This is a genomic window from Pseudoalteromonas sp. JC28, assembly GCF_013319255.1.
Lineage (GTDB): Bacteria > Pseudomonadota > Gammaproteobacteria > Enterobacterales > Alteromonadaceae > Pseudoalteromonas.
Genome location: NZ_QOKX01000015.1, coordinates 1 through 22,350, shown reverse-complemented (window position 1 = coordinate 22,350; position 22,350 = coordinate 1). Strand labels below are relative to the sequence as shown.

The 22,350-nt window shown below is 42.1% G+C and carries 23 protein-coding genes and 2 rRNA genes; 4 read left to right on the top strand and 21 right to left on the bottom strand.

Features of this window, described 5'->3' with window-relative positions; translation table 11 throughout:
* The first annotated feature begins 59 nt into the window (after positions 1–59).
* Positions 60–635, top strand: a complete 576-nt coding sequence (gene nfuA, locus DS891_RS23220; protein ID WP_010378467.1) for a Fe-S biogenesis protein NfuA — start codon at positions 60–62, stop codon at positions 633–635.
* Positions 635–913, top strand: a complete 279-nt coding sequence (locus DS891_RS23215) for a hypothetical protein (RefSeq protein WP_174171052.1) — start codon at positions 635–637, stop codon at positions 911–913. Before nfuA ends, DS891_RS23215 begins: the two co-directional genes overlap by 1 nt.
* A 10-nt stretch (positions 914–923) precedes the next feature.
* Here DS891_RS23215 and dinF read toward each other — a convergent pair whose 3' ends face one another.
* Positions 924–2,255: an MATE family efflux transporter DinF gene (gene dinF, locus DS891_RS23210; RefSeq protein ID WP_174171063.1), complete on the bottom strand. Its 1,332-nt coding sequence runs from the start codon at positions 2,253–2,255 to the stop codon at positions 924–926.
* Here dinF and DS891_RS23205 point away from each other — a divergent pair.
* The gene (locus DS891_RS23205; protein WP_174171051.1) at positions 2,220–3,263 is read left to right on the top strand and encodes a polysaccharide deacetylase family protein; all 1,044 of its coding nucleotides are present in this window, start codon (positions 2,220–2,222) and stop codon (positions 3,261–3,263) included. The two genes, dinF and DS891_RS23205, sit on opposite strands and share 36 nt — an antisense overlap.
* 33 nt (positions 3,264–3,296) lie before the next feature.
* Here the strand turns inward: DS891_RS23205 and DS891_RS23200 are convergent, their stop codons facing one another.
* The 13 genes from DS891_RS23200 to DS891_RS23140 all read right to left on the bottom strand — a co-directional run bounded on the left by DS891_RS23200 (position 3,297) and on the right by DS891_RS23140 (position 15,642).
* Positions 3,297–4,325, bottom strand: a complete 1,029-nt coding sequence (locus tag DS891_RS23200; RefSeq protein WP_174171050.1) for a chemotaxis response regulator protein-glutamate methylesterase — start codon at positions 4,323–4,325, stop codon at positions 3,297–3,299.
* A gap of 9 nt (positions 4,326–4,334) precedes the next feature.
* Entirely contained in the window at positions 4,335–4,949 is a 615-nt protein-coding gene (cheD, locus tag DS891_RS23195; protein ID WP_010604353.1) for a chemoreceptor glutamine deamidase CheD, read from the bottom strand.
* Positions 4,936–5,766, bottom strand: a complete 831-nt coding sequence (locus DS891_RS23190) for a protein-glutamate O-methyltransferase CheR (protein ID WP_174171049.1) — start codon at positions 5,764–5,766, stop codon at positions 4,936–4,938. Before DS891_RS23190 ends, cheD begins: the two co-directional genes overlap by 14 nt.
* Before the next feature lie 51 nt (positions 5,767–5,817).
* Positions 5,818–8,505 carry a methyl-accepting chemotaxis protein gene (locus tag DS891_RS23185; protein WP_174171048.1) on the bottom strand — a complete coding sequence of 896 codons (2,688 nt, stop codon included), beginning with the start codon at positions 8,503–8,505 and terminating at the stop codon, positions 5,818–5,820.
* Between the two features lies 1 nt (position 8,506).
* The gene (locus DS891_RS23180) at positions 8,507–9,028 is read right to left on the bottom strand and encodes a chemotaxis protein CheW (protein ID WP_010604350.1); all 522 of its coding nucleotides are present in this window, start codon (positions 9,026–9,028) and stop codon (positions 8,507–8,509) included.
* Positions 9,025–11,115: a chemotaxis protein CheA gene (locus tag DS891_RS23175; protein ID WP_010604349.1), complete on the bottom strand. Its 2,091-nt coding sequence runs from the start codon at positions 11,113–11,115 to the stop codon at positions 9,025–9,027. Before DS891_RS23175 ends, DS891_RS23180 begins: the two co-directional genes overlap by 4 nt.
* Before the next feature lie 18 nt (positions 11,116–11,133).
* Positions 11,134–11,496, bottom strand: coding sequence for a response regulator (locus tag DS891_RS23170; RefSeq protein ID WP_010378447.1), 363 nt, complete (start codon positions 11,494–11,496; stop codon positions 11,134–11,136).
* A gap of 9 nt (positions 11,497–11,505) precedes the next feature.
* Positions 11,506–11,778, bottom strand: a complete 273-nt coding sequence (locus tag DS891_RS23165; RefSeq protein WP_010604348.1) for an STAS domain-containing protein — start codon at positions 11,776–11,778, stop codon at positions 11,506–11,508.
* 155 nt (positions 11,779–11,933) lie between these two features.
* Positions 11,934–12,527: an SCO family protein gene (locus tag DS891_RS23160; RefSeq protein WP_174171047.1), complete on the bottom strand. Its 594-nt coding sequence runs from the start codon at positions 12,525–12,527 to the stop codon at positions 11,934–11,936.
* On the bottom strand, positions 12,524–13,423 hold the full coding sequence (gene cyoE / locus DS891_RS23155; RefSeq protein WP_029215745.1) for a heme o synthase: 900 nt from the start codon (positions 13,421–13,423) through the stop codon (positions 12,524–12,526). Before cyoE ends, DS891_RS23160 begins: the two co-directional genes overlap by 4 nt.
* Positions 13,407–14,420, bottom strand: a complete 1,014-nt coding sequence (locus tag DS891_RS23150; protein ID WP_174171046.1) for a heme A synthase — start codon at positions 14,418–14,420, stop codon at positions 13,407–13,409. Before DS891_RS23150 ends, cyoE begins: the two co-directional genes overlap by 17 nt.
* Before the next feature lie 9 nt (positions 14,421–14,429).
* Entirely contained in the window at positions 14,430–14,921 is a 492-nt protein-coding gene (locus tag DS891_RS23145) for a transmembrane cytochrome oxidase associated protein (RefSeq protein ID WP_102057668.1), read from the bottom strand.
* Positions 14,914–15,642 (bottom strand): SURF1 family protein, encoded by a 729-nt coding sequence (locus tag DS891_RS23140; protein WP_010604343.1) that lies wholly within the window; start codon positions 15,640–15,642, stop codon positions 14,914–14,916. Before DS891_RS23140 ends, DS891_RS23145 begins: the two co-directional genes overlap by 8 nt.
* Before the next feature lie 12 nt (positions 15,643–15,654).
* Between DS891_RS23140 and DS891_RS24880 the strand changes: the two genes are divergently transcribed.
* Positions 15,655–15,951, top strand: a complete 297-nt coding sequence (locus DS891_RS24880; protein WP_081489941.1) for a DUF2909 family protein — start codon at positions 15,655–15,657, stop codon at positions 15,949–15,951.
* Here the strand turns inward: DS891_RS24880 and DS891_RS23130 are convergent.
* The 7 genes from DS891_RS23130 to DS891_RS23100 form a co-directional block, all read right to left on the bottom strand.
* Positions 15,857–16,732 (bottom strand): cytochrome c oxidase subunit 3, encoded by an 876-nt coding sequence (locus DS891_RS23130; RefSeq protein WP_102057670.1) that lies wholly within the window; start codon positions 16,730–16,732, stop codon positions 15,857–15,859. The two genes, DS891_RS24880 and DS891_RS23130, sit on opposite strands and share 95 nt — an antisense overlap.
* Positions 16,722–17,300, bottom strand: coding sequence for a cytochrome c oxidase assembly protein (locus DS891_RS23125; protein ID WP_102057671.1), 579 nt, complete (start codon positions 17,298–17,300; stop codon positions 16,722–16,724). Before DS891_RS23125 ends, DS891_RS23130 begins: the two co-directional genes overlap by 11 nt.
* Positions 17,300–18,874 (bottom strand): cytochrome c oxidase subunit I, encoded by a 1,575-nt coding sequence (gene ctaD, locus DS891_RS23120; protein WP_102057672.1) that lies wholly within the window; start codon positions 18,872–18,874, stop codon positions 17,300–17,302. Before ctaD ends, DS891_RS23125 begins: the two co-directional genes overlap by 1 nt.
* On the bottom strand, positions 18,874–20,016 hold the full coding sequence (coxB, locus tag DS891_RS23115) for a cytochrome c oxidase subunit II (RefSeq protein ID WP_010604340.1): 1,143 nt from the start codon (positions 20,014–20,016) through the stop codon (positions 18,874–18,876). Before coxB ends, ctaD begins: the two co-directional genes overlap by 1 nt.
* 360 nt (positions 20,017–20,376) lie before the next feature.
* The gene (gene lexA, locus DS891_RS23110) at positions 20,377–20,991 is read right to left on the bottom strand and encodes a transcriptional repressor LexA (protein ID WP_102057673.1); all 615 of its coding nucleotides are present in this window, start codon (positions 20,989–20,991) and stop codon (positions 20,377–20,379) included.
* An 898-nt stretch (positions 20,992–21,889) separates the two neighbouring features.
* Positions 21,890–22,003 (bottom strand): 5S ribosomal RNA (rrf, locus tag DS891_RS23105).
* Between the two features lie 117 nt (positions 22,004–22,120).
* Positions 22,121–22,350, bottom strand: a 23S ribosomal RNA gene (locus DS891_RS23100); the annotation flags it as partial.

Here is a 22,350-nt window from a genome sequence, read left to right as displayed (position 1 = left end):
ACGACGAGGAGAGTATGATACGTATTAACCGAGTAATTTAGTCAAGTATAGAGCGAATTATGATCCATATTTCAGATTCTGCCCAAAGCCATTTCGCGAAACTATTAGCCGATCAGGCTGAAGGCACCAATATTAGGGTTTTCGTGGTTAATCCAGGCACCTCTCAAGCTGAGTGTGGCGTGTCATATTGCCCAGCAGATGCCGTTGAACAAAGCGATATCCGCTTACCGTTTAATGGTTTTGAAGCCATCGTTGATGAAGAAAGTGCACCATTTTTAGAAGAAGCCGATATCGATTTCGTTACCGATAAAATGGGGAGTCAGTTAACGCTTAAGGCACCAAATGCCAAAGCTAAACGATTACGTGACGATGCGAGCCTAGCTGAACGCGTAGAGCACATGCTTGTGACAGAAGTAAATCCACAGTTGGCCAATCATGGTGGTCAAGTTAGCCTAGTAGAAATTACCGCAGATGGTATTGCAGTACTTCAATTCGGCGGTGGTTGTAACGGCTGCTCAATGATTGATGTCACATTGAAAGAGGGCATCGAAAAAGAGATGATCGCTAAGTTTGAAGAAATCAATGGCGTACGTGACATCACAGAGCACGCGCGTGGCGAACACTCTTACTATTAATGAGCAAAACCCTCATTTATCGCTTAGGGTCTCACCCTAAGCGAAGCCTCAAATTTTTCCTTTTTGGCCTTGTTATTGTGTTACTCGCGGGTGCTTTTATAGCACTGGGTTATTATCAAGATCATCGCTTTCAAATCGCAGGTTTAGTGCTTTTACTTCCTGGTTTGTGCTGTGCCTTTTACGGTTATATTGGTATTTTTGCTAACCGCTTTTCTCAAGTGATAGAAGCCAGAGAAAAACGCCGCCAAGCCCTAAAAGATAACGACCCATTTGCTTAACGCAGCTCCATTATTCGAGTAAAGCAGCTTCTCGAGAGAGCTGATGGTATTTATATGCCAAAGTCAATCCACGCAACCCCATAAAACAACTCATCGCAAGCCAGAGCGCATGATTACCGAGTGGCAATGCAATTAAAAACGGCAAGAAGAAACCGAATACCGCAGAAACTAACATGCTGTTTCGCATTTCTTTAGCACGAGTAAGCCCCACAAAGATGCCGTCAAACAAAAAGCAACTCATAGCAATCAAAGGTAATAGCACCAACCAAGGTAAGTAAGTACCTGCCAACGTTATTACTTCGGGGATATTGGTTAATAAACTAATGATCCAGCCACCAGCTAGATAAAAAATAGCGCTGTATAAAAGCGCAAATGCAGCCCCCCAAAACAGGCTTACTTTTACCCATAATTGCAATTGTCCTAACGAGCTTTGTCCTTTTGCTCTGCCGACCTTAGCCTCCGCAGCATAAGCAATACCGTCCATCGCAAAGCTGACTAACATCAAAAAATTCAGTAAGACAGCGTTGGCCGCTAGTGTGATCTCACCAAGCCTTGCGCCATAGAAAGTCATGAAACTAAAGCAGAGTTGTAAGATCAAGGAACGAATAAAAATATCACGATTCAAGGTGAGTAAACTGAACCACTGTGCGCGCTTTGGTAGAGTGAATTTCAACGTAATACCGTGACGCTTTGCGACCAATGCGCTCAAAAACAAGGATAAGCCTAATGCCGAATAGTCTGCAATCAGTGAAGCCCAAGCTGCGCCTGCTACTCCCCACTCAAATCCGACAACAAATAAAATGTCCAAAGCTATATTCACTATGTTTGTGAACAACACCAGATAGAATGGCCCTCGCCCGTAATGCATCCCAAGCATAAAGCCCAGCAGCACAAGGTTTAACATTGCTGCAGGCGCACTAAATACACGGATTTGAAAATATAATTTTGCTTGCTCAAATACTTCACTAGAAGCATTTGAAAGCTGAGCAATAACTTGGATCAGCAGAGGAGATAACACAATCAAACTCATGGCGAAGAGCAGCGCAATGAGCATACTGGTATATAGTGAACGTGTTAGCTTGTCATGGTCTTGCTGGCCGCTTGATTGAGCGATCACTCCTGTTGTACTCATTCGCAGAAAACTTGCAAGCCAAAATAGTACCGAGATAGCGCTAGAGCCAAGCGCAATCCCAGCCAAAAAATGCGCATCCCCCATATGACCAATTACTGCCGTATCGACTAATCCTAACAGTGGCACCGTAATATTTGATAGTATCATCGGACCTGCAAGTAGTAAGAGGCTCAGATGTTGCGCTTTATGGCATTTAAGAAATTGATACAACATATTATTTTTGGTTTGGCCCTATTTTCAGCAAATAGTTGGAGTGCGGTTATCTTACAGTATCATCACGTGAGTGAGAAACTCCCAGCGGTCACCAGCGTGAGTGAAGAAACCTTTAAATCTCATCTTAACCACATTAAAGAACATGGTTTTTCGGTGATACCTTTACCACATTTGTTAGATAGCCTGAAGTCGGGTAAGTCTCTACCAGAAAAAACGTTGGCTATCACCTTTGATGATGGCTATGAAAACAATATCACTGCGGCGGCCCCGATCCTGGAATCTTTTGGCTTTCCCTATACGATTTTCGTCAACCCTCAACTTATTGACGAAAAGAAAAGCTATGTCATGACGTGGGATGAACTGAGGGCATTAGCAAAACGCGGGGCTATTATCGCAAATCATAGTGCTAAGCACGATTACCTCCATCTCAAACTAAAAAATGAAACAGTGGCACAGTGGCGTGCGCGTGTTGAGCACGATATCACATGGTCACAACAGCGAATTAAAGAAGAAATTGGCCACGATTACCCCTACCTCGCATACCCGTACGGCGAATTTAATCATGAATTACAAAAGCTAGTAGCAGAGCTTGGACTTATTGGTATTGGGCAACACTCTGGTGCGGTTGGTATTTCTTCAGATTTTACACGTATCGCTCGCTTTCCCGCATCGGGAAACTACAGCAACTTAGAAACATTAAAAACTAAGCTCGAGACCAAAGCGTTCTCTCTACAAAAATTAGATTACCTTGATAGCGTCACGAACAATAAATCCCCAGCAATCACGTTGCATTTTAACAATAAGGATTTTCATCAGAGTCAATTTGCATGCTACGTTTCAGGTGTTGGGCAAGCTGAGCTGACGTGGCTAACAGAAACCAGCGTACGTATCCAAACCCCGAAAGCACTATCCATAGGACGGTCACGATATAACTGTACTGCGCCTTCAATCAAAGACACAGGACGATATTATTGGTTTTCACAACCTTGGGTTATTGAAAAATAACAGCTTTGGGTAGGAACAAATTAGCTCTTACCCTTACTTTTTAACCGCGCTCAACATGGTTTCGGTCACTTTACTCAAAGGTACCAGACTTTGCACTGCACCAAGCTCGTACGCTGCTCTAGGCATTCCCCATACTACACAGCTTAGTTCATCTTGTGCAAACGTCTTGGCACCAGCGACTTTCAAAGCTAGCATTGCTTTTGCTCCATCACTACCCATTCCCGTGAGCATAGCAGCACAAACATGCTTCCCCATTGGCACAAGGGAGTTAAATAACACTTCAACTGACGGTTTATGACGATTAACAGGCTCAGTATCATCTAATCGGCAGACATATCCGGTTGCAGTGTGTGCTACCTTGAGATGTTTGTCTCCCGGTGCTATGAATACATGACCAGGTAATAAAGCATCACCATCTTCCGCTTCTTTGACTGATACCGCACAGGTGCGATCCATTCTTTGCGCGAATGAGGTGCTAAAAACCGGTGGGATATGTTGGGTGATAACAACGGGAGGCGCGTGTGTTGGTAATCGCATAAGTACTTCTCTGATAGCTTCAGTTCCTCCAGTTGAGGCGCCTATGGCTAAAATAGTATTACGCGAAAATGTATAATTACGGCCAATTTCTAATTCGCTTTCCTGTTTTGGTGCTTTAAAAGCCCTCACTCTTGCACCAGCCGCGACTCTAATCTTCTTAACCAGTAAATCGGAATAAGACATTAAGGTATCAGCAACATTGCTGGTGGGCTTAGAAATAAAATCAACTGCACCTAACTCTAGTGCTTCTATCGTGGCGGGTGAGCCCTCTTGGGTCAACGTAGAGATCATCACAACAGGCATAGGCCTTAAACGCATTAAGTTTTTAAGAAAATTAATGCCATTCATTTTTGGCATTTCTATATCCAAAGTTAATACGTCAGGCGAAGTAGATTTAATGAGCTCTCTAGCTTCATAAGGGTCTTCCGCGGTGCCAACGACTTTAATACCATCCGCCTGACCTAGTATTTCTTTTAACAACCCACGAATTAACGGCGAGTCGTCAACAATCAGAACTTTGATCATATTTCACACCTAAAATAGCTCAATATCCGTTTTATTGTCTTGAGCCTCAATGTCATGTAAGTAACGCACTTCACGTTGTTCAATTGTGTTATTGTGCATGGTTCGTAACTTTTTCACTTGCGCTTTGCCACTTTGAGGATGAAAGATAACTTTTCTTGGCCAGGGGCCACCTACATCCTGTGAAATTAAATTCAAACTTTCCTCTTCCACATAGGCTTGAGCAAACCTGATGTTCCCTTCCCCAATATCAGTCATTGCGCTAATAATTTTTCCACCGCCAAAAAGTTTGATTTTTAAATTGCTTCTAGACGCCCCATTTTTGAGTACTTCATTTATCAGATACTCCATCGCCCAGTTACCATAACGACAATTTAGGTCATCCGCATGCACTTCTCGTAGCGCTTTCGCTCCGGGTAACATAAAGTGATTCATACCACCTATCCCCAATTTCTCGTCATATACGCAAGCTGCAATACAAGACCCTAATACCGTCGAAATCAATTCGTCCTGCTTAGATACATAAAACTCCCCAGGTAGTACTTTTGCAACGACTTTAGAACGTCCTGAATCCCAGAAGCGTTTTACATGTTCGAATCCTCTGAGAACAGGTCTAAACTCTCTCATTCAACTGGCCTTTTTGATAAATGGTTTTACCTAGATTTTTAAATTCCAGATGCTCTTTTCCCATCGTCTCGGAGTGCCCGATAAGTAAGTAACCATTGGGAGCTAACATGTCATGATATTGCTCAAACAACTTATCTTTGGTTTCTTTATCAAAATAAATCAAAACATTACGACAGAAAATAACATCAAAGGGTCCTTTCATTGGCCATGGCTCTAGAAGATTAAGTCGTTTAAAATGGATGAAAGATTGCAATTTAGGCTTCACTTTATACATTGCTCCATCTGCACTTCTAAGAAACCATTTTTTGAGCTTATCTTCATCTAAACCCGTGACGTTATTTGCCGTATATTCTCCGAGACTCGCTTTGCCCAAGACGTTGGAATCTAGATCTGTTGCTAGCACTTTGACGTCCCAACCACTTGGAAAAGCATTCGCAATGGTCATCGCGATACTATAAGGCTCTTCACCTGTAGAGCATCCAGCAGACCAGATTCGGACTCTTCTGTCGTGTTTGTGCCTGGCAATAATTTCAGGAACTATTCTTTTCGTTAAGAACTCGAAGTGATGATTTTCTCGAAAGAAAGAAGTTAAGTTAGTTGTTATTGCATTAATAAAATGGCTAAACTCAACATCTTGATTTTCTTCCAAAAAAGACAAATACGCCTCAAATGATTTTAGCCCGTTGGCTCTTATGCGCCTTGCCAACCTTGAGTAAACCATTTCCCTTTTATGCGGCCCGAGTACTATGCCGCATGTGTCATAGACCCGAGCCGAAATTTCGGAGAAATCCTTATCGGTCAACAGAAACTCTCGCATCGTCGTATTCCTTCAGCCAACCCCACTAAGGAATTGGTCTATTACCAAACCCTAAAACTCTTCCCACTCTTCCGAGTCATCAGCAAACTGATTACTTCTCGTGTTTTGCTGCGGGGGCTTATTGGAATTCATTGTCCGTTTTGGTAATTGTTTTTCTGGCGCTTTATAGTTCTTCGGTGACTCAGATATTTCTAAGCTACGGTGTGAAGATTCATCAAGAGTGAAGAAGTTTAATAATCTTCTCATATCATTTGCTTGCTCAGCCATCGACTCCCCTGCGGCTGACGCTTCTTCAACTAAGGCAGCATTTTGCTGCGTCATTTCATCCATTTGTGACACTGCTTTATTAACCTGCTCAATACCTGAACTCTGCTCAATCGACGCTTCAGCAATGTCAGAAATCATGTTTGTCACCCGCTTAACGGACTCAACTATTTCTTTTAGTGTTTCACCTGACTCATTAACCAGTAACGTACCATCTTCAACCTTACTTACACTGTCTCTGATCAGGTCCTTAATTTCTTTAGCTGCTGCGGCAGAACGCTGAGCTAGATTACGAACTTCACCAGCAACCACAGCAAATCCTCGACCTTGCTCTCCAGCCCGAGCTGCTTCAACGGCTGCATTTAATGCCAATAGGTTTGTCTGGAAAGCAATTTCATCAATAACACCTATAATGTCAGCAATTTTCTTACTTGAATCATTAATTTCAGACATGCTTTCAACTGCGCGTGTGACTACTTCACCGCCTTTGGTCGCCTTGTCACAAGTATCTTCAGCCAACTCATTAGCTACTTTCGCGTTATCTGCATTTTGTCTAACTGTGCTCGTCATTTCTTCCATGCTAGAAGCAGTTTCTTCTAGCGAGGAAGCTTGCTCCTCGGTCCGCTGACTCAAATCTGCGTTTCCTTGAGATATTTCATCTGCACCACTGGCAACTAGATTTGCAGATGTACGTATGCGACCAAGCATTTCGGTTAACTTCTCAGCAGTGGTGTTTGCGTCTTTTTTGAGCTTTTCATAAGCCCCGCGATAATCGCCTTCAATACGCCTAGTCAAATTACCAGTCGCCAATGCGTCTAACATATCCCCCATGTCTGTAACAGTCTCATCGACAGTAGACACTAAACTATTTAACCCTTTGGTTAGTCTTAAATAGAAGCCATCTTTCCCATCTTCTGATAAACGAACACTAAGGTTACCAGCGTTAGCCGACTGAACGAGGCCATTCACCTCTTTCTCAATCGTAACTTCTTTGGTTCTATCTTCCCATTCGACAACGGTGCCCACGCGTTCATTATTGCCATCAAATATCGGATTGGCGACTAGACCAAAGGTTCTTCCGCCGACAACGATTTCCGTTTTATACTCAGTTTCGAGCCGAGAAAGCATACTGCGTTGATGACTTGGGTTGCGGTGGAATACATCAATATTCGCCCCCATAAGATGGTTACTGTCAAAATTAGGCAGGTCACGCCTTAGGTCGCTCTCAGCATTTCTCATCATATCTTTCACTGCGCGATTCAAGTAAACGATCTCAAACTGCTCATTTGCTATCATCGTATTCGTTGAAACGTTGTCTAATGCTCTTCGGACGCGTAAGTTTTCAGCTGCGGCAGTTTTCTCTTCTTCTTCACGAACTAAACGCTCTGTTTTGTCGTCCCACTCTACAACGGTACCAATCCGCTTTTTCTCTTCATCAAACACCGGAGTCGCAATTAAACCAAAGGTGAAGCCAGCAACTTTGATATCTGTACTGTATACATCACTCAGTTTCTCAAGCAGATTTCTTTGATGGCTAGGGTTCGCATGAAACACATCAATACATTGCCCTACAAGCGTATCCACATCAAAGTTCGGTAATGATTTTCTAAGCTGCGTTTGATTGTCTCTCAACATTCGCACAACCGAATCATTAACATAAATAATATTCAACCCTTCGTCCGCTAGCATTACGTTTGCCTGACAAACGTCCAGCGCGCTCGATATACGAGCATTGTGACTCGCCAAGTCCGCCTGCTTTTTCTCTAGCGCTAATTCTCTTGTAAGGTCTTTCCACTCAACTAAAGTCGCGATCCTTTGCCCTTCATCATCGAAAACAGGCGTGGCAATAAGATCAAAGGTCAAACCTGCCACTTTGATTTGTGTGACATATGGACGGGTCAAATTAGCTAGGATGCCTCTCTGATGGCTGGGGTTTTTATGAAATGTATCAATGTTTGCACCAATCAAATTATCAACATTAAAGCCAGGCAATTCTTGCTGTAACTTAGCCTGATTTTTACGCAGCATGCTGGTTACGGAATCGTTCAAATACACAATATTGAGAGAAGCATCTGCAAGCATAACATTGGCCTGACAGACCTTTAAAGCTAGCAACAAACTATGGCTATGATCTTGACTATCTACTGCGTCACCATTTAATAAATTAGCAACCGCTTTGTATAAAGATGATTGACGTGACGCATTACTTGCATTGAGTAAACTAGCATCTTTACTCTCTATCGCGGGAACAATTTCCTCAACATCTTGTAACTTAGAAAGCAGAATGTTTGCGCTTTGCTTAAGTAGTAAAATTGCCAGCACCACACTGACAGCTGCTATAACCATCGCCACATAGGCTTGTGTAGACATATTAATATTCAACATTTGAACACTAATTGCCAAGCCCACAAATATTATGGCACCCGCAATCAGAACCCTATTGTTGAGTTGACTTGCTAATGCTTGATCGCTCATGTTATCCCCCGACAACCAATTGCTCATTCTGCTTGACTTCAAGATCTAATATCTTCTTCAAATTTAAAAGTACGACCATTTTTTCACCAACATTTACAAGTCCCTGTACAAATTGACTATTTTCCGAGTCTTGAAAATCTGGAACATCCTTCGCTGTTTCTTCGTTGATGCTGTATACGTCAGAAACAGCATCAACAACTAACCCCATAATTTTTGTTGCCTCTTTTATTACAACGGAGACAACGATAACCACAGTTAGAGCTCCATATTCGATTTGCGGTAAGCCGAATCGAATCCTTAAATCTATGATTGGTACTATCGTGCCACGTAAATTAATCGCACCGTTCACATACTTAGGAGCATTTGGAATTGCAGTGACTTCTTCCCACCCTCTGATTTCCTGTACGGCCAGAATATCCATGCCATACTCTTCGCCCGCCATCATAAAGGTGAGAAATTGTGTATCGTCATCTCTGTCTGCAAGCATGACTTGTTCATTAATCGAGGCTTTTTCAGTGATCATGACACCACCTCATCTAACTCTTGTTCTACTAATAATTCTTGAGTTCCTGGACGCTTTAAGCCACTTAGCTTGATAAGACCACTAATATCAACAATTAAAGAGACTCTGCCATCACCTAAAATTGTCGCCCCTGAGATCCCATTTACTTTCTGATAATTCGCTTCGAGACTTTTAATAACGACCTGTTGTTGCGCCAGTAAATCATCTACCAACAACCCCACTTTGTGATTATCACTCTCAACAACCACTAACAGTGTTTTATCCAACTCTTCTATTGCACCACCATGATTAAATAATTGATATAGCCTTAGTATTGGTATGTATTCATCTCGTAACCGTAGCACCTCTAAGCCATTACCTACTTTGCTCACTTTTTTAATATCTATTTGTAAAGACTCAACAATAGAAATAAGTGGAATGATGTAGGTATGCTTTGCAACTTTAACCAGTTGACCATCAAGAATGGCCAGCGTTAATGGCAATCTAATTGTAAACGTTGAGCCAACCCCTTTTGCTGAAGTTACTTCAACGCTGCCGTTTAATGCTTGAATATTTCTTCGAACAACGTCCATACCCACGCCGCGACCAGAGATATCACTCACTTCATCGGCTGTTGAAAACCCAGGCCTAAAAATAAGTTCATTAACCTCTTCAATAGTCAGCTCATCAGTTGCTTGAATTAGGCCATTGGCAATTGCTTTACTTTTTATTTTTTCGGTATTCAAGCCTCTGCCATCATCCATGATTTCAATCACAATATTTCCACCTTGGTGGAAAGCATTCAGTGTCACCGTACCCACAGGATCTTTTCCGGCTTTTATTCTGTCTTCCGGTGTTTCTAAGCCGTGATCCAAAGAGTTTCTTACTAAATGAACCATAGGATCGGAAATTTTTTCCATCACGGTTTTATCTAATTCTGTTTGCTCTCCTAGCAGTTTTAGCTCAACCTGTTTGTTCAACTTCTGTGATGTGTCTCTTACTAAACGAGGAAATCGGCTGAAGACAAAACTAATAGGTAACATCCTGATCCGCATTACATTTTCTTGTAAATCTCGCGTATTATGGGCTAATTGAGCGAGGCCTTCTTGCATCGCAGCAAGCGTATTTTCGGTCGGTTCTTGCTCGCCTAATTGAGTCAACATAGCTTGGGTAATAACCAACTCCCCTACCATATTGATAAGCGAATCAACTTTATCAATCCCAACACGGATCGAAGTCGATTCTGCTGATTTCTTGCTAGCCTCAGGCTTAGCCTTTGTCGCTGTCGCTGAGGATGTTTTTGGTACATCAATATTTTGAGTGTCGTTGCTCGACGCTTCTTTCTTCTCACTCTCTGGTTCTGGCGTTGTGGAGACACTCACATCATCTTCAAATAAACCACCACATAAGGTAATAGAAATTTCAGCATCATCCTCAACCCACTCAAATACTTCTTTAATCGCCGACTCTGGATGACTGGTTGTTAAGTATAACCGCCAACTGAGGTAGCAATCCTCTGGATTGAAGTCATCAATTTCAGGTATTGCATCACAAAACGCATGAGTTTCTAAATCCCCCAATTCTGATAGCTCACTTAACATATAGAGCGGTTCGTTACCGGTTTTAAACAAGTGGGGGAGCGGTTTAAAGTCTATTTGATAGGTTTGAGATTCTTGCCCTTGAGGTATGCTATCGGCAGTATCTGAGCTAACACTCTCTTTACCACCTAAAATCTCTTCAAATTTAACTTTCAACTCATTCGCATTGGAAAGATCTGGCTCTTCTTCGGCTTGTAATGCGGTTAGTAAGGCCCTTAAACAATCAACGGATTGGAGCAGCAAATTGACATGTTCAGCGGTCAACTGTCGACGCCCATCCCTGATTTGATCGAGTAAGGTTTCCAACACATGCGTGAAGTTAGCGACAGAAGTAAAACCAAATGTTCCACTGCCACCTTTGATGCTGTGTGCTGCGCGAAATATAGTATTGATCGTTTCTGAGTCTTCATGGCCTGGCTGTAAATTCAGCAGCTCAGCTTCCATTATGTCTAGGCCTTCAAAGCTTTCTTCAAAAAAGACATCAAAAAATTGGCTTAAATCAATACTCATATCGACGCCTCTCTGTATCTATCTTATGACTTTTTTCAATACCGCTAGTAGTTGTTCAGGGTTGAATGGCTTCACTATCCAACCAGTTGCTCCCGCCGCTTTACCTTCTGTTTTTTTATCTAACCCCGACTCGGTGGTCAGCATTAGTAAAGGGGTGAACTTATAGTTGGGTAGGCTACGCAGCTCTTTAATAAGTGTGATCCCATCCATTACAGGCATGTTTACATCAGAGATCACGGCATCGAACCCTTGTTGCTTGGCAATAGATAGCGCTTCACTGCCATCTTTGGCTTCCGTAACATCAAAACCTGCTTTTTTCAAAGTAAAGCCAACCATTTGGCGCATTGACGCCGAATCATCCACAGCTAAAATCTTTTTCATATTCACCTCTTAATTTTCAATACTATGGAATAAATAATGGGTTAATCCCAACTCATTGACAGCCTGCGCTAAAGCGTCACTTTCACCATGCCATACAATTTTATGTTCTAACGAGAGCAAGTGTTTTTGCACGGCACAGAGCAGTTGTATAGATGCTGTGTCGGCTCTTTGCACTTCACTAATATCAATCGTGATGTCTGATGTTTCCATAGAGTCTTGGAAAATCTGATGGTACAGGCTTTCCACATGGTTAATCGCCATTTCAGGTGGAAGTTTCAACATGAGCTGAAGACTATCCTTGTAAAAATGAGTAATAAAATTAGCTTAGACCGTGATGGTAAAAATGCCACAAAGATTGATTAAAAATCCGCAAATAATTAAAGCGTTAGAGGTAAGATAGTGCAGCGACACTAGGGTCGACCAGTGTCGCTATAAGACTAATTGATGATCTTCTCAAGGTCAGAAAGAAGTAGTTTGTCATCGATTGTAGGGACCGCTCCCACTGTATGTGTAGGTTTGAAAATAGCCTCAAGCTGACCTTTTGGGTTAATTAATGCTACAGACGCACTATGATCAACATAATACTCTTCTGTCTGTTCCTGATTTATTGCGTATATTAAACCGAGATCTCTCACAAACGGAAATAAAGCAGAATGCTCGGCAGATACCGCTTTAAAATCAGGATCAAAGTGCTTGATGTAGGCCAAACGCTTTTCTTCAGTATCTCGGTTGGGATCGACCGATACAAACCATACTTGTAAGTCACCTTTATTTTTTACAGATTGATATACGTGAGTTAATTTCAACAGCGTCATTGGACACACGTCGGGACAACTCGTGTAGCCCAAAAATAGCAAATTCCATTTATCGGTAAAGTCTTGGTTTGAGACTATCGCACCGTGTTGATCCCTTAATTCAAACGCTTTAACGTCCTTAGGCTTTGGGTACCAAACCACTTTTTCCGACACATCTGGTGCAGGCCCACAACCAAACAAAGTTAACATAGAGATAATTAACAGAAATTTTTTCATATAAATGCTTTATCCACAAAAAGTGCAATGAACACTATCAAAAGATGCCAGATAGAGAAATAAAATACCCTCATAGCATACTCTAAACTATTTGTTCTCATAAGCTTTGTCGCTTTGTAAATAAAAGCGACATTTGCCATACCAGAGACCAACAAGTAGATCCAACCAGACATTCCCACTAGATAAGGGAGCAAACAGACTAAAGTCAAAATGATGGTATAAAATAGCACACAGAGTTTTGTAAATTCGTTTCCATGCGTTACTGGTAACATGGGGACTTCGGCTTTTTCGTAGTCTCGTTTACGAGCAATAGCTAATGCCCAAAAGTGAGGAGGTGTCCAAGCAAAAATGATCATTACTAACAACCAAGGCTCTGCACCAAGCTGACCAGTCTCACTGACCCAACCTAACAGGGGTGGCATCGCTCCTGCTAACCCCCCAATTACTATGTTTTGAGGTGTTGCGCGTTTTAACAATAACGTATAAATCACGGCATAACCGAATAGCGCGGCTAAGGTAAGTAGCGCACATAACTGATTGGCGAAAATAGTTAATAGAGCATACCCAGAAATTGCGAGGCCTATCGCAAAGATTAAAGCTGATGATACAGAAACAGAGTCTGTCGCTAACGGTCGGTTTCGTGTTCGCGCCATCTTTTTATCTATTTCTCTATCCACGATATGATTTACAGCTGCTGCACTACTCGAAAGTAAACCAATGCCAAACAAACTCATTAATTGTGCCAATAATGTTTTATCACTTTGTGGTGCTAACATCATCCCGACCCAAGCAGTAATAACCAACATACATACTACTTTGAACTTACACATGCCAAAGTAGGCTTTGAATAAAGTAGTTGCTTTTTGAAGCTCTGAAAAACTAGTTAATTGAAGCATGTTTTACTCCTACTTTTTGCGCCAAGCTGATAAAGAAACACAATTTCACCATTGCTAATAACACCATTGCTGCCATGAAGTTATGGAATAAGGTCAACAACAGAGGAAATTGGAAGTGTACGATTGCCCCCCCCACCAAAACTTGTATAGAAACTAAAGCTAAAACGACAAGCGCTGAATGTCGGAGTAAGTGGTTTTGACCAGCTCTAAGGAGTGGCCAACATGCAGCAAGTAGCGTTAAAACGGTAACAACTGCCCAAACCCGATGGATAAAGTGAATAGATACTCTAGATTCAAACGGTAACACTCCAAACTCGTAGGTCGCTGAAGCTTCAGGAAGCGTAAATAAGCTCTGCCAAGAGAAAAGCTGAAGATTGTCACATAGCGGCAACCCTGTACAATGTGGAGCAGCATAATTGGCGGCAAGCCACCCACCAAGCGCAATTTGTATAATCAACACACCAAGAGCCACATAACATAAGCGATAGGTAGGCTTAGTTACACTAGCAGTAATAGTGGTGTATTTCAGCCTTAGAACCAGTAACACCAGCAATGCAAGAATACAAAACCCACCTAGTAAATGACCCATCACAATGACTGGCTGTAAATTCATCGTCACGGTCCACATCCCGAGTGCCCCTTGAAATAACACAAGCAATAGCAGTAGATAGTAGTGACGGTTAGGGCTTTCTGTATTTTGCTTTTTGAACAGCCTTATGCATGCAAGTGCCAAAATAAGTAACCCGAGGAAGCTGGCAAAATAGCGATGGATCATTTCAATCCAAGCTTTTTCTGCTTCCACTTCTAAATGTGGAAAATTGTCTTTAGCCGCAGATAGTTCATGAGTCTCATTTGGTACTGTTAAAAAGCCGTAACACCCAGGCCAATCTGGACACCCAAGTCCCGCATCACTTAAACGTGTGAAGGCGCCAAGTGTCACTACAGTTATTGCGACGAAACAGGCAAATATTGCGATTTTTATTTTTACCTTGGACATATTTACCTCCTAACTTGAACGAGAGTAATTCAATAATTTCTTCAAATCACTCAGTAGCCCTTTTTGCACATTTCGCATTTCTTCTAAGCTTGCTACTGGTGCATACTTGAGTACAAATAACCCTGTTTTATCAACCAAATAGAGATAATTTTCGTCTAACTGGTTGAGGTATATCGGCAAAGAAGTAGCGTACTCAATACCTTTTTCATTTCGCTCTTGTAATACCACAAGCGATACTTTCTGTTGGTTTTTCCCCAGCGCTAAATACAAATTAGGTAAGCTATCTAGTAGTAAAGAACATTGCTTATTACACTGTTTTGGTCGCTGGTAAACGATACTCCACTCAGTATCTAAAACCAGCTCTGATTGGCGAACCTCCTGGCTTAAAAATTCACCGTGATTAGTCGTGCTATGTGGTATCCAGCCGACCTTCAGGGCAACAAATGCCAACAGTAAGGGGAATACGAACAGCCCTATAAACCATGCCGCACTTTTAGACATTTTTATTCTCCTTTTTTGAAAGTTTCCAGCCAATTACTACCGCAGCCAAGGCAATAAGCAACCACTGTAAAGCATAAGCTTCATGTTTTTGCGGTGACATTACTACCGGTTGATAATGGGGCTCAGTCCCGGCAAATCTGTTTTTAGTCATGTAGGCAATTAGAGGTAAAAGAGGTTTACCTGACTCCGCAGATAAGTAATCAACATCAATATATTGGATCACAGATTGTTTTGTTGCCTCCTCTGCCGCAGACTTAGCTAAGGTGAACCGCTTACTAGCACTAGATTTGATATAGACAGGTAGAGAAACGGTACCACTTGGAAGAGAGAAAACGGTAGGCACGCGACTAGCTTGCTGTGGCACAAAACCCAAATTCACAGCTAGATACTCATCAGTTTCGGAAATTTTAATAATGCCAATTACATCAAAACCGACTCGGCCTTTCACGACTTGATTATCTAAATACCAAACCGCATCGCCTACAAAATTCCCTGTAATCGACACTTCAGCATTAACATATTGCGTTAGCTGCTGGGATGTTACTTGCTGCTCATTAGCTACGCCTAGCGATTTTTCAATCTCAACTTTATGCTGCAACACATGTTTTTGCTGTGCTCTTTGCCACTGCCAATAAGAGAGCGAGCCACATAAAAGAACAACTATTAATGCTGCCAATATGGGGGGTTTTGATCTACCTTTAAAAAGTGCACCTAAATCCATCGGACACCCCTTATGATTAAAATTATTATTGTTGTACTGCTACTACTCGTTTTTCTAAATCTATTTAGAGCTATGCTAGTCATGCTCAAGTCAGAGCAACAAGAGTCGATGGCGAGGCTATTGCAACAAAGAGTTTATGCATCAATAGCTGTCGTACTTCTAATCTGTCTTGCTGCTCAATTTGGCTTTATAAAACTACACTCTTCACCCGTTGTTACAACACATAAACAAATACAAACAGGCACAACCAAACAACATCAACAAAATGCCAATACCAAGCCCCAGCTTGAAAAGCAAAGTGGTTCTTAGCGGTAAAGTGGCCCTTCAACACCCTGATCCATATAACGAAAAGAATAATCGCGCCAAGAGTGACATGAAAGCCATGAAATCCTGTCAGTAAAAAGAATGTATTACCGTAAACCCCCGACTGGAGAGTTAACCCCAGATCTTGGTAAGCGTGAATATACTCTTCCACTTGCAAGGTTAAGAATGCGACGCCAAGTAGTACTGTTAATCCCAAGAACGCCTTTACTTTCGCCCGTTGCTCTTTTTCTAAAGCTACATGAGCAAAGCTAAGGGTTACTGATGATGCTAATAGAATAATCGTATTGATCAGTGGAAGTCCCTGCCAACCCATAGCTTGAGTGACAGTTCCATCTGGAGTTGTGAGCAATGGCCATACAGCTTCAAATTGAGGCCATAAAACCTCATTGGTACTGGCATTATTACTTGCACCGCCTAACCACGGCACAGCTATCATTCGTGCATAGAAAAGTGCACCAAAAAAAGCAGCAAAAAACATAACCTCGGAAAAGATAAACCATCCCATTCCTTGCTTGAACGAACGATCCATTTGGGCAGAATATAACCCATTTTGAGATTCTTGGATCACATTCCTGAACCAACCAAAAATCATATAGATCAGCACAGCAATACCCACGAGCAGTAGCATTACTCCACTATTACTGGTTGATTTAAGTTGAATAATCGTTAAGCCAGCGCCAACAGCGATAAAGAAAAGTGCAAAAGCCCCGACGATTGGCCATGGACTTTGCTCAGGCACGTAATATTTTTCTTGTTCATGGTTCATATTTGAACTCCTCTCGAGCAACTAGCATATTCAGTCCATCACTGTCTTGTTTGCTAACTCGCTCTGTAATATCAAACAACGTATATGAAAGCGTGAGTTCCTCAACATCACTTGGTAGCTCCGTATCTACATAAAACCTCAAGACAAACTCAACTTCTTCTTTGCCTTTCATTGATTGCTGATCAAAACAAAAGCAGGCCATTTTGTGTAAATACTTTGCAGCTTTCCCCGGGGACACTGAAGGGATCGCTTGCAACACACGCTCACTATCACTCAAGTTTTTTGCAATAAATTTGACATCGGTTAGCTTACCGGGTTGAACACTAACCGAATGCTCGACTGCATCGACCTTAAATGGCGCCTGGCTTTGACTATGCGTTGTGAAGCTCACATCTACTTGTCGACTTTGTGCAATTGACTCGCTCTGCTTTGCGATTTCCATGGATGGCTTACCATTTAGGCCTGTGACATCACAAAAAACGTCATATAGAGGAACCAGTGCAAAGGCAAAAGCAAACATACCTAGCGTCAACAAAATAAGCTTCTTAAGCAGGCGGCCATGTTGCATTACTTAATCTCCGGTGGCGTTGAAAAGGTATGATAAGGAGCCGGAGATGGTACTTGCCACTCTAATCCCTCTGCCCCATCCCATACTTTCCCGGAGGCCTGCTCTCCACCTTTTATACATTTATAAACCACTGCAACAAACAACAGTTGAGAAAGACCGAATGCAAACCCTCCGATACTAATGATCGCGTTGAAATCAGCGAACTGTAGAGCATAGTCAGGGATCCGCCTTGGCATGCCAGCAAGACCAACAAAGTGCATTGGGAAGAACAATACGTTCACACTAACCAAGGAGAGCCAAAAGTGAAATTTAGCCAATTTGATATCAAACATGTGCCCCGTCCACTTTGGTAACCAATAATATGCGGCGGCCATTATTGAGAACACAGCTCCCGTAACTAACACGTAATGGAAATGCGCGACAACGAAGTAGGTATCGTGATATTGGAAATCGGCGGGAGTAATCGCTAACATCAAACCGGAAAATCCACCAATTGTGAAAAGTACGATGAATGCAATAGCAAAAAGCATCGGCACCTCAAAACTAATAGCACCTCGCCACATTGTAGCTACCCAATTAAAAACCTTAACGCCAGTAGGCACTGAAATGAGCATAGTTGCATACATAAAAAACAACTCACCAGCTAAAGGCATACCCGTTGTAAACATATGATGAGCCCAAACGACGAACGACAGCAGTGCAATTGAAGCGGTTGCATAAACCATTGATGCATAGCCAAACAGTTTCTTTCTTGAAAATGTCGGTACTATCGTAGAGATTATGCCGAAGGCAGGTAATATCATGATGTACACTTCAGGATGACCAAAAAACCAGAATATATGCTGGAACATAACAGGATCACCACCACCTGCTGCATCAAAAAAGCTCGTTCCAAAGAACTTGTCGGTCAGCACCATAGTCACAGCGCCAGCGAGTACGGGCATAACTGCAATCAAAAGAAATGCAGTTATCAGCCAAGTCCAGACAAATAAAGGCAACTTCATCCATGTCATACCTGGAGCTCTAAGATTGACGATGGTCACGATAACGTTGATGGCACCCATAATAGAGCTAATGCCCATTATATGAACAGCAAAAACAAAAAATGCAGTATTGTCATTGCTGTACGTTGTAGATAGTGGCGCATAAAAAGTCCAACCGAAAGCAGGCCCGCCGCCTTCCAAAAATAACGACATCAGTAAAATTGCAAATGCAAAGGGTAGTATCCAAAAACTCCAGTTATTCATTCTCGGTAACGCCATATCAGGAGCACCAATCATCATTGGGATCATCCAGTTGGCAAGACCTGTAAATGCGGGCATTACTGCGCCAAATACCATTATTAGTCCATGCACTGTCGTCATTTGATTAAAAAAATGCGGATCTACAAGCTGTAACCCAGGTTGGAAAAGCTCGGCTCGGATCACCATCGCCATAGCACCGCCAATTAAAAACATGGTTAGTGAGAACAATAAATACAGTGTTCCAATGTCTTTATGATTGGTGGTAAACAGCCAGCGCTTTAAGCCTTTGGGAGCTGTATGGTGTGAATGTTCGTCTACGATGGCACTCATTACTTACCCTCCTCTAGTGCATCTATCTCACGCTGTATTTGGCTTGGCTGAATAACATCGCCAGTGTCATTACCCCAGCTATTTCTTTTATAGGTGATCACCCCCGCGATCTGCTTAATTGTTAATTGCTTTGCGAAAGATTGCATCGCAGTTCCTGGGCGACCTAAAAGTAGAATATCTATATGAGCTTTAATATCTCCAGTGACGACTTTACTTCCTTTCATTGCAGGGAAGACTCCTGGTAGCCCAAGCCCAGTTGGTTGATGGCAAGCTGCGCAATAAGCCATGTAAGTTTGTTCCCCAACCTCCATTAACTCTTCTTTCGAAAGAGTTTGTTGCGCAACTGCCTGTGACTCCGCCTCTGCTTTTGCTTTTTCAGCTTTAGCATCGTTAAGCCAACTATCAAATTTATCAGGACTTACGGCCTCGACGACGATTGGCATAAAGCCATGATCTTTGCCACATAATTCAGCACATTGACCTCTATAAATTCCCTCATCGTTTACCTTTGCCCATGCCTCATTTATAAATCCCGGATTGGCATCCTTCTTCACCGCAAAATCAGGCACCCACCAAGAATGGATGACATCATCCGAGGTCATCAAAAAGCGGACTTTCCTATCGGTAGGAATAACTAAATGCTTATCAACTTCAAGCAGGTAATTTTCATTTTTTTCTTTAAGATCACTAATTTCATCTTTCGAAGTAGAGAGCAAAGAATAGAACTCAACATCATGCCCCATATACTCATAGTGCCATTTCCACTGAGAGCCTGTGACCTTAATGGTCAGATCAGCTTTACTCGTGTCTTCCATAGCAATAAGCGTTTTTGTGGCTGGTATTGCCATACCAATGAGTATCAGGAAGGGAATTGCAGTCCAAAGTATTTCCACTTTGGTGCTTTCATGAAATTGCGCCGCAACAACGCCTTTTGACTTTCTGTGTTTTATAAGCGCCCAAAACATAATCCCAAATACAATCACTCCAATGACACAACATATTAGAAATATGGTCATGTGAAGCTCATACACTTGATGACTAATGTCTGTAACACCTTGCCTCATATTGTAAGCGCTGTTAGCAAGTGAGGGCATGGCGATTAGCACCGCGATGAATGCTACAACTAATCGACAAATTTTCATTTGACGTCTCCTTCAAGACAACTCGTGGTTGTCTCTTGTTATTATTGGATGACTGTCATATTGTCTATTTGTACATAGACTTACTGCACGACTATTAACCAATTAGTCAAAAAACAAACAAATTGCAAGATTTTCGAGAAGACCGACTTTAGAATCAAAACTGGGGACTATAGGGAGTAAAACGAAGAATGATGAAAAATAGTGTATAAAGATCAGAAAACTAAAAATATTACTAAATGATTAAAGTCACTATAATTATCTAACTTTCACACAGTTAGAAAAGTTAATTATTACTTTCTAAACAAAATATAGTTAAAGCAAGCGCAACTTTATATTTAACGCTACGCTCGCTCTCATAAACTACATCCAGTCTGCACTTCGGATAACACCGACAGCTAACCCTTCAATGGAGAAATTTTGATGTTCTAGATCTACTTCAATCGCTTTAAATTCTTCATTCTCAGCATGTAAAAAAACTTTCTTTCCTTTCTTTTCAAGGCGTTTAACAGTCACATCTTCTTCTACACGAGCAACTATCACTTGCCCATTTTCTGCCACTTGAGTTCTGTGAACAGCCAATAGGTCACCATCTATAATACCAATATCCTTCATGCTCATACCATTAACTCTCAAAAGGTAATCAGCATTAGGTTTAAAAAAACTAGCATCTACATTACAGTGGCTTTCTACATGTTGCTCTGCCAAAATAGGCTCACCAGCAGCAACACGACCAATAATAGGCAAACCAAGTTGTTCTGATTCATCCTCTACAAGTCGAATCCCTCGGCTTGCGCCTGGGACCATTTCGATAACTCCCTTTTTCGCAAGCGCTTTCAGGTGCTCTTCCGCTGCATTTGCACTCTTAAAACCCAAAGCATCAGCTATTTCAGCACGAGTTGGAGGCATGCCTGTATCTTTTATGAATACTTTTATTAATTCAAAGATTTGTTCTTGTCGTTTTGTTAGAGGACGCATTAACTGGTATTCCATACAGTGGTTTATTTACTGTAAGTATATACAGCTCAAAAAAAATCGCAAATGTTTCTTTCTTCGCCATATTTTAAGTGTATTTATTGATAGCATTAATTAGATCAGCATTAAACAAGAAGCTTCAGAGCATAACCTACGACTCTACGAAATAAGGATTATTAAGTTTTAGGGCTGATAAATCACCTCCTACCATTTTGCACTGTGCTGATACTGTGGTAGGAGCGAGTTCATCTCGCGAGGTTTTCTATATCCCAAACAGCAAAAAACCCTTCGCATTACTGCAACGGGTTTTGATGTACATGGTTTTTTGCTGGAACTTCATTGCAAGCCATCGGCGGGTAAACCACCTCCCACCATGTTGCACTGTGCCTATACTATGGTAGGAGCGAGTTTACCTCGCGAGGTTTTTCGGAATTTCATTGCAATCCCTCGGCGGGTAAACCACCTCCCACCATGTTGCACTGTGCCTATACTGTGGTAGGAGCGAGTTTACCTCGCGAGATTTTCTATACCCCAAACAGCAAAAAACCCGTCGCATCTCTGCAACGGGTTTTGATGTACATGGATGTTCGAATGTCGATGAAGTTCATGGATGAACGCTTTTCATCAACCTCTTATTTGGCCCTGGCTCGCTACGAAGTAGGATGTTCTCATTTTTTAAATAGAGAGTCACATGGGAAATCCCACACTATCATTGACCGGGGCCGACCCTTCGGCTGTTTTGTTTCACTTCTGAGTTTGGGTGACGAGAAACCGAAGCACCGCTTCGCAGTTCGAGGAAGTGAGCGCAAGGACGCGCGAAGGGGAGATGCTACATGGAAGTACTTTACCCCAAATAGCAAAAAAACCCGTCGCATTGCTGCAACGGGTTTCTCTTATTTGGCCCTGGCGATGTTCTACTTTCACATGGGTAATCCACACTATCATCGACGCTGTTTTGTTTCACTTCTGAGTTCGGCATGGGGTCAGGTGGGTCCAAAACGCTATAGTCACCAGGAAATTCTGTTCATCAATGAAGTCTCCYTCATCAATGTAAATCTGGAAAAAGCTATTAAATTCTTTTGTCTACTTTAGTCTATTAACTTCTGTCGCTTATAAACCACTTTGGCGTTGTATGGTTAAGCCTCWCGGGTAATTAGTACGAGTTAGCTTAATGCCTCACAGCACTTCCACATCTCGCCTATCAACGTTGTAGTCTTCAACGGCCCTTCAGTTGACTCTAAGTCAAAGTGAGAACTCATCTCGAGGCCTGCTTCCCGCTTAGATGCTTTCAGCGGTTATCAGTTCCGAACGTAGCTACCGGGCAATGCAATTGGCATCACAACCCGAACACCAGCGGTTCGT

Coding starts and splice junctions, on each gene's coding strand:
- nfuA (WP_010378467.1), top strand. CDS start 60: ATGATCCATATTTCAGATTCTGCCCAAAGCCATTTCGCGAAACTATTA.
- DS891_RS23215 (WP_174171052.1), top strand. CDS start 635: ATGAGCAAAACCCTCATTTATCGCTTAGGGTCTCACCCTAAGCGAAGC.
- DS891_RS23205 (WP_174171051.1), top strand. CDS start 2,220: ATGTTGCGCTTTATGGCATTTAAGAAATTGATACAACATATTATTTTT.
- DS891_RS23200 (WP_174171050.1), bottom strand. CDS start 4,325: ATGATCAAAGTTCTGATTGTTGACGACTCGCCGTTAATTCGTGGGTTG.
- cheD (WP_010604353.1), bottom strand. CDS start 4,949: ATGAGAGAGTTTAGACCTGTTCTCAGAGGATTCGAACATGTAAAACGC.
- DS891_RS23190 (WP_174171049.1), bottom strand. CDS start 5,766: ATGCGAGAGTTTCTGTTGACCGATAAGGATTTCTCCGAAATTTCGGCT.
- DS891_RS23185 (WP_174171048.1), bottom strand. CDS start 8,505: ATGAGCGATCAAGCATTAGCAAGTCAACTCAACAATAGGGTTCTGATT.
- DS891_RS23180 (WP_010604350.1), bottom strand. CDS start 9,028: ATGATCACTGAAAAAGCCTCGATTAATGAACAAGTCATGCTTGCAGAC.
- DS891_RS23175 (WP_010604349.1), bottom strand. CDS start 11,115: ATGAGTATTGATTTAAGCCAATTTTTTGATGTCTTTTTTGAAGAAAGC.
- DS891_RS23170 (WP_010378447.1), bottom strand. CDS start 11,496: ATGAAAAAGATTTTAGCTGTGGATGATTCGGCGTCAATGCGCCAAATG.
- DS891_RS23165 (WP_010604348.1), bottom strand. CDS start 11,778: ATGTTGAAACTTCCACCTGAAATGGCGATTAACCATGTGGAAAGCCTG.
- DS891_RS23160 (WP_174171047.1), bottom strand. CDS start 12,527: ATGAAAAAATTTCTGTTAATTATCTCTATGTTAACTTTGTTTGGTTGT.
- cyoE (WP_029215745.1), bottom strand. CDS start 13,423: ATGCTTCAATTAACTAGTTTTTCAGAGCTTCAAAAAGCAACTACTTTA.
- DS891_RS23150 (WP_174171046.1), bottom strand. CDS start 14,420: ATGTCCAAGGTAAAAATAAAAATCGCAATATTTGCCTGTTTCGTCGCA.
- DS891_RS23145 (WP_102057668.1), bottom strand. CDS start 14,921: ATGTCTAAAAGTGCGGCATGGTTTATAGGGCTGTTCGTATTCCCCTTA.
- DS891_RS23140 (WP_010604343.1), bottom strand. CDS start 15,642: ATGGATTTAGGTGCACTTTTTAAAGGTAGATCAAAACCCCCCATATTG.
- DS891_RS24880 (WP_081489941.1), top strand. CDS start 15,655: ATGATTAAAATTATTATTGTTGTACTGCTACTACTCGTTTTTCTAAAT.
- DS891_RS23130 (WP_102057670.1), bottom strand. CDS start 16,732: ATGAACCATGAACAAGAAAAATATTACGTGCCTGAGCAAAGTCCATGG.
- DS891_RS23125 (WP_102057671.1), bottom strand. CDS start 17,300: ATGCAACATGGCCGCCTGCTTAAGAAGCTTATTTTGTTGACGCTAGGT.
- ctaD (WP_102057672.1), bottom strand. CDS start 18,874: ATGAGTGCCATCGTAGACGAACATTCACACCATACAGCTCCCAAAGGC.
- coxB (WP_010604340.1), bottom strand. CDS start 20,016: ATGAAAATTTGTCGATTAGTTGTAGCATTCATCGCGGTGCTAATCGCC.
- lexA (WP_102057673.1), bottom strand. CDS start 20,991: ATGCGTCCTCTAACAAAACGACAAGAACAAATCTTTGAATTAATAAAA.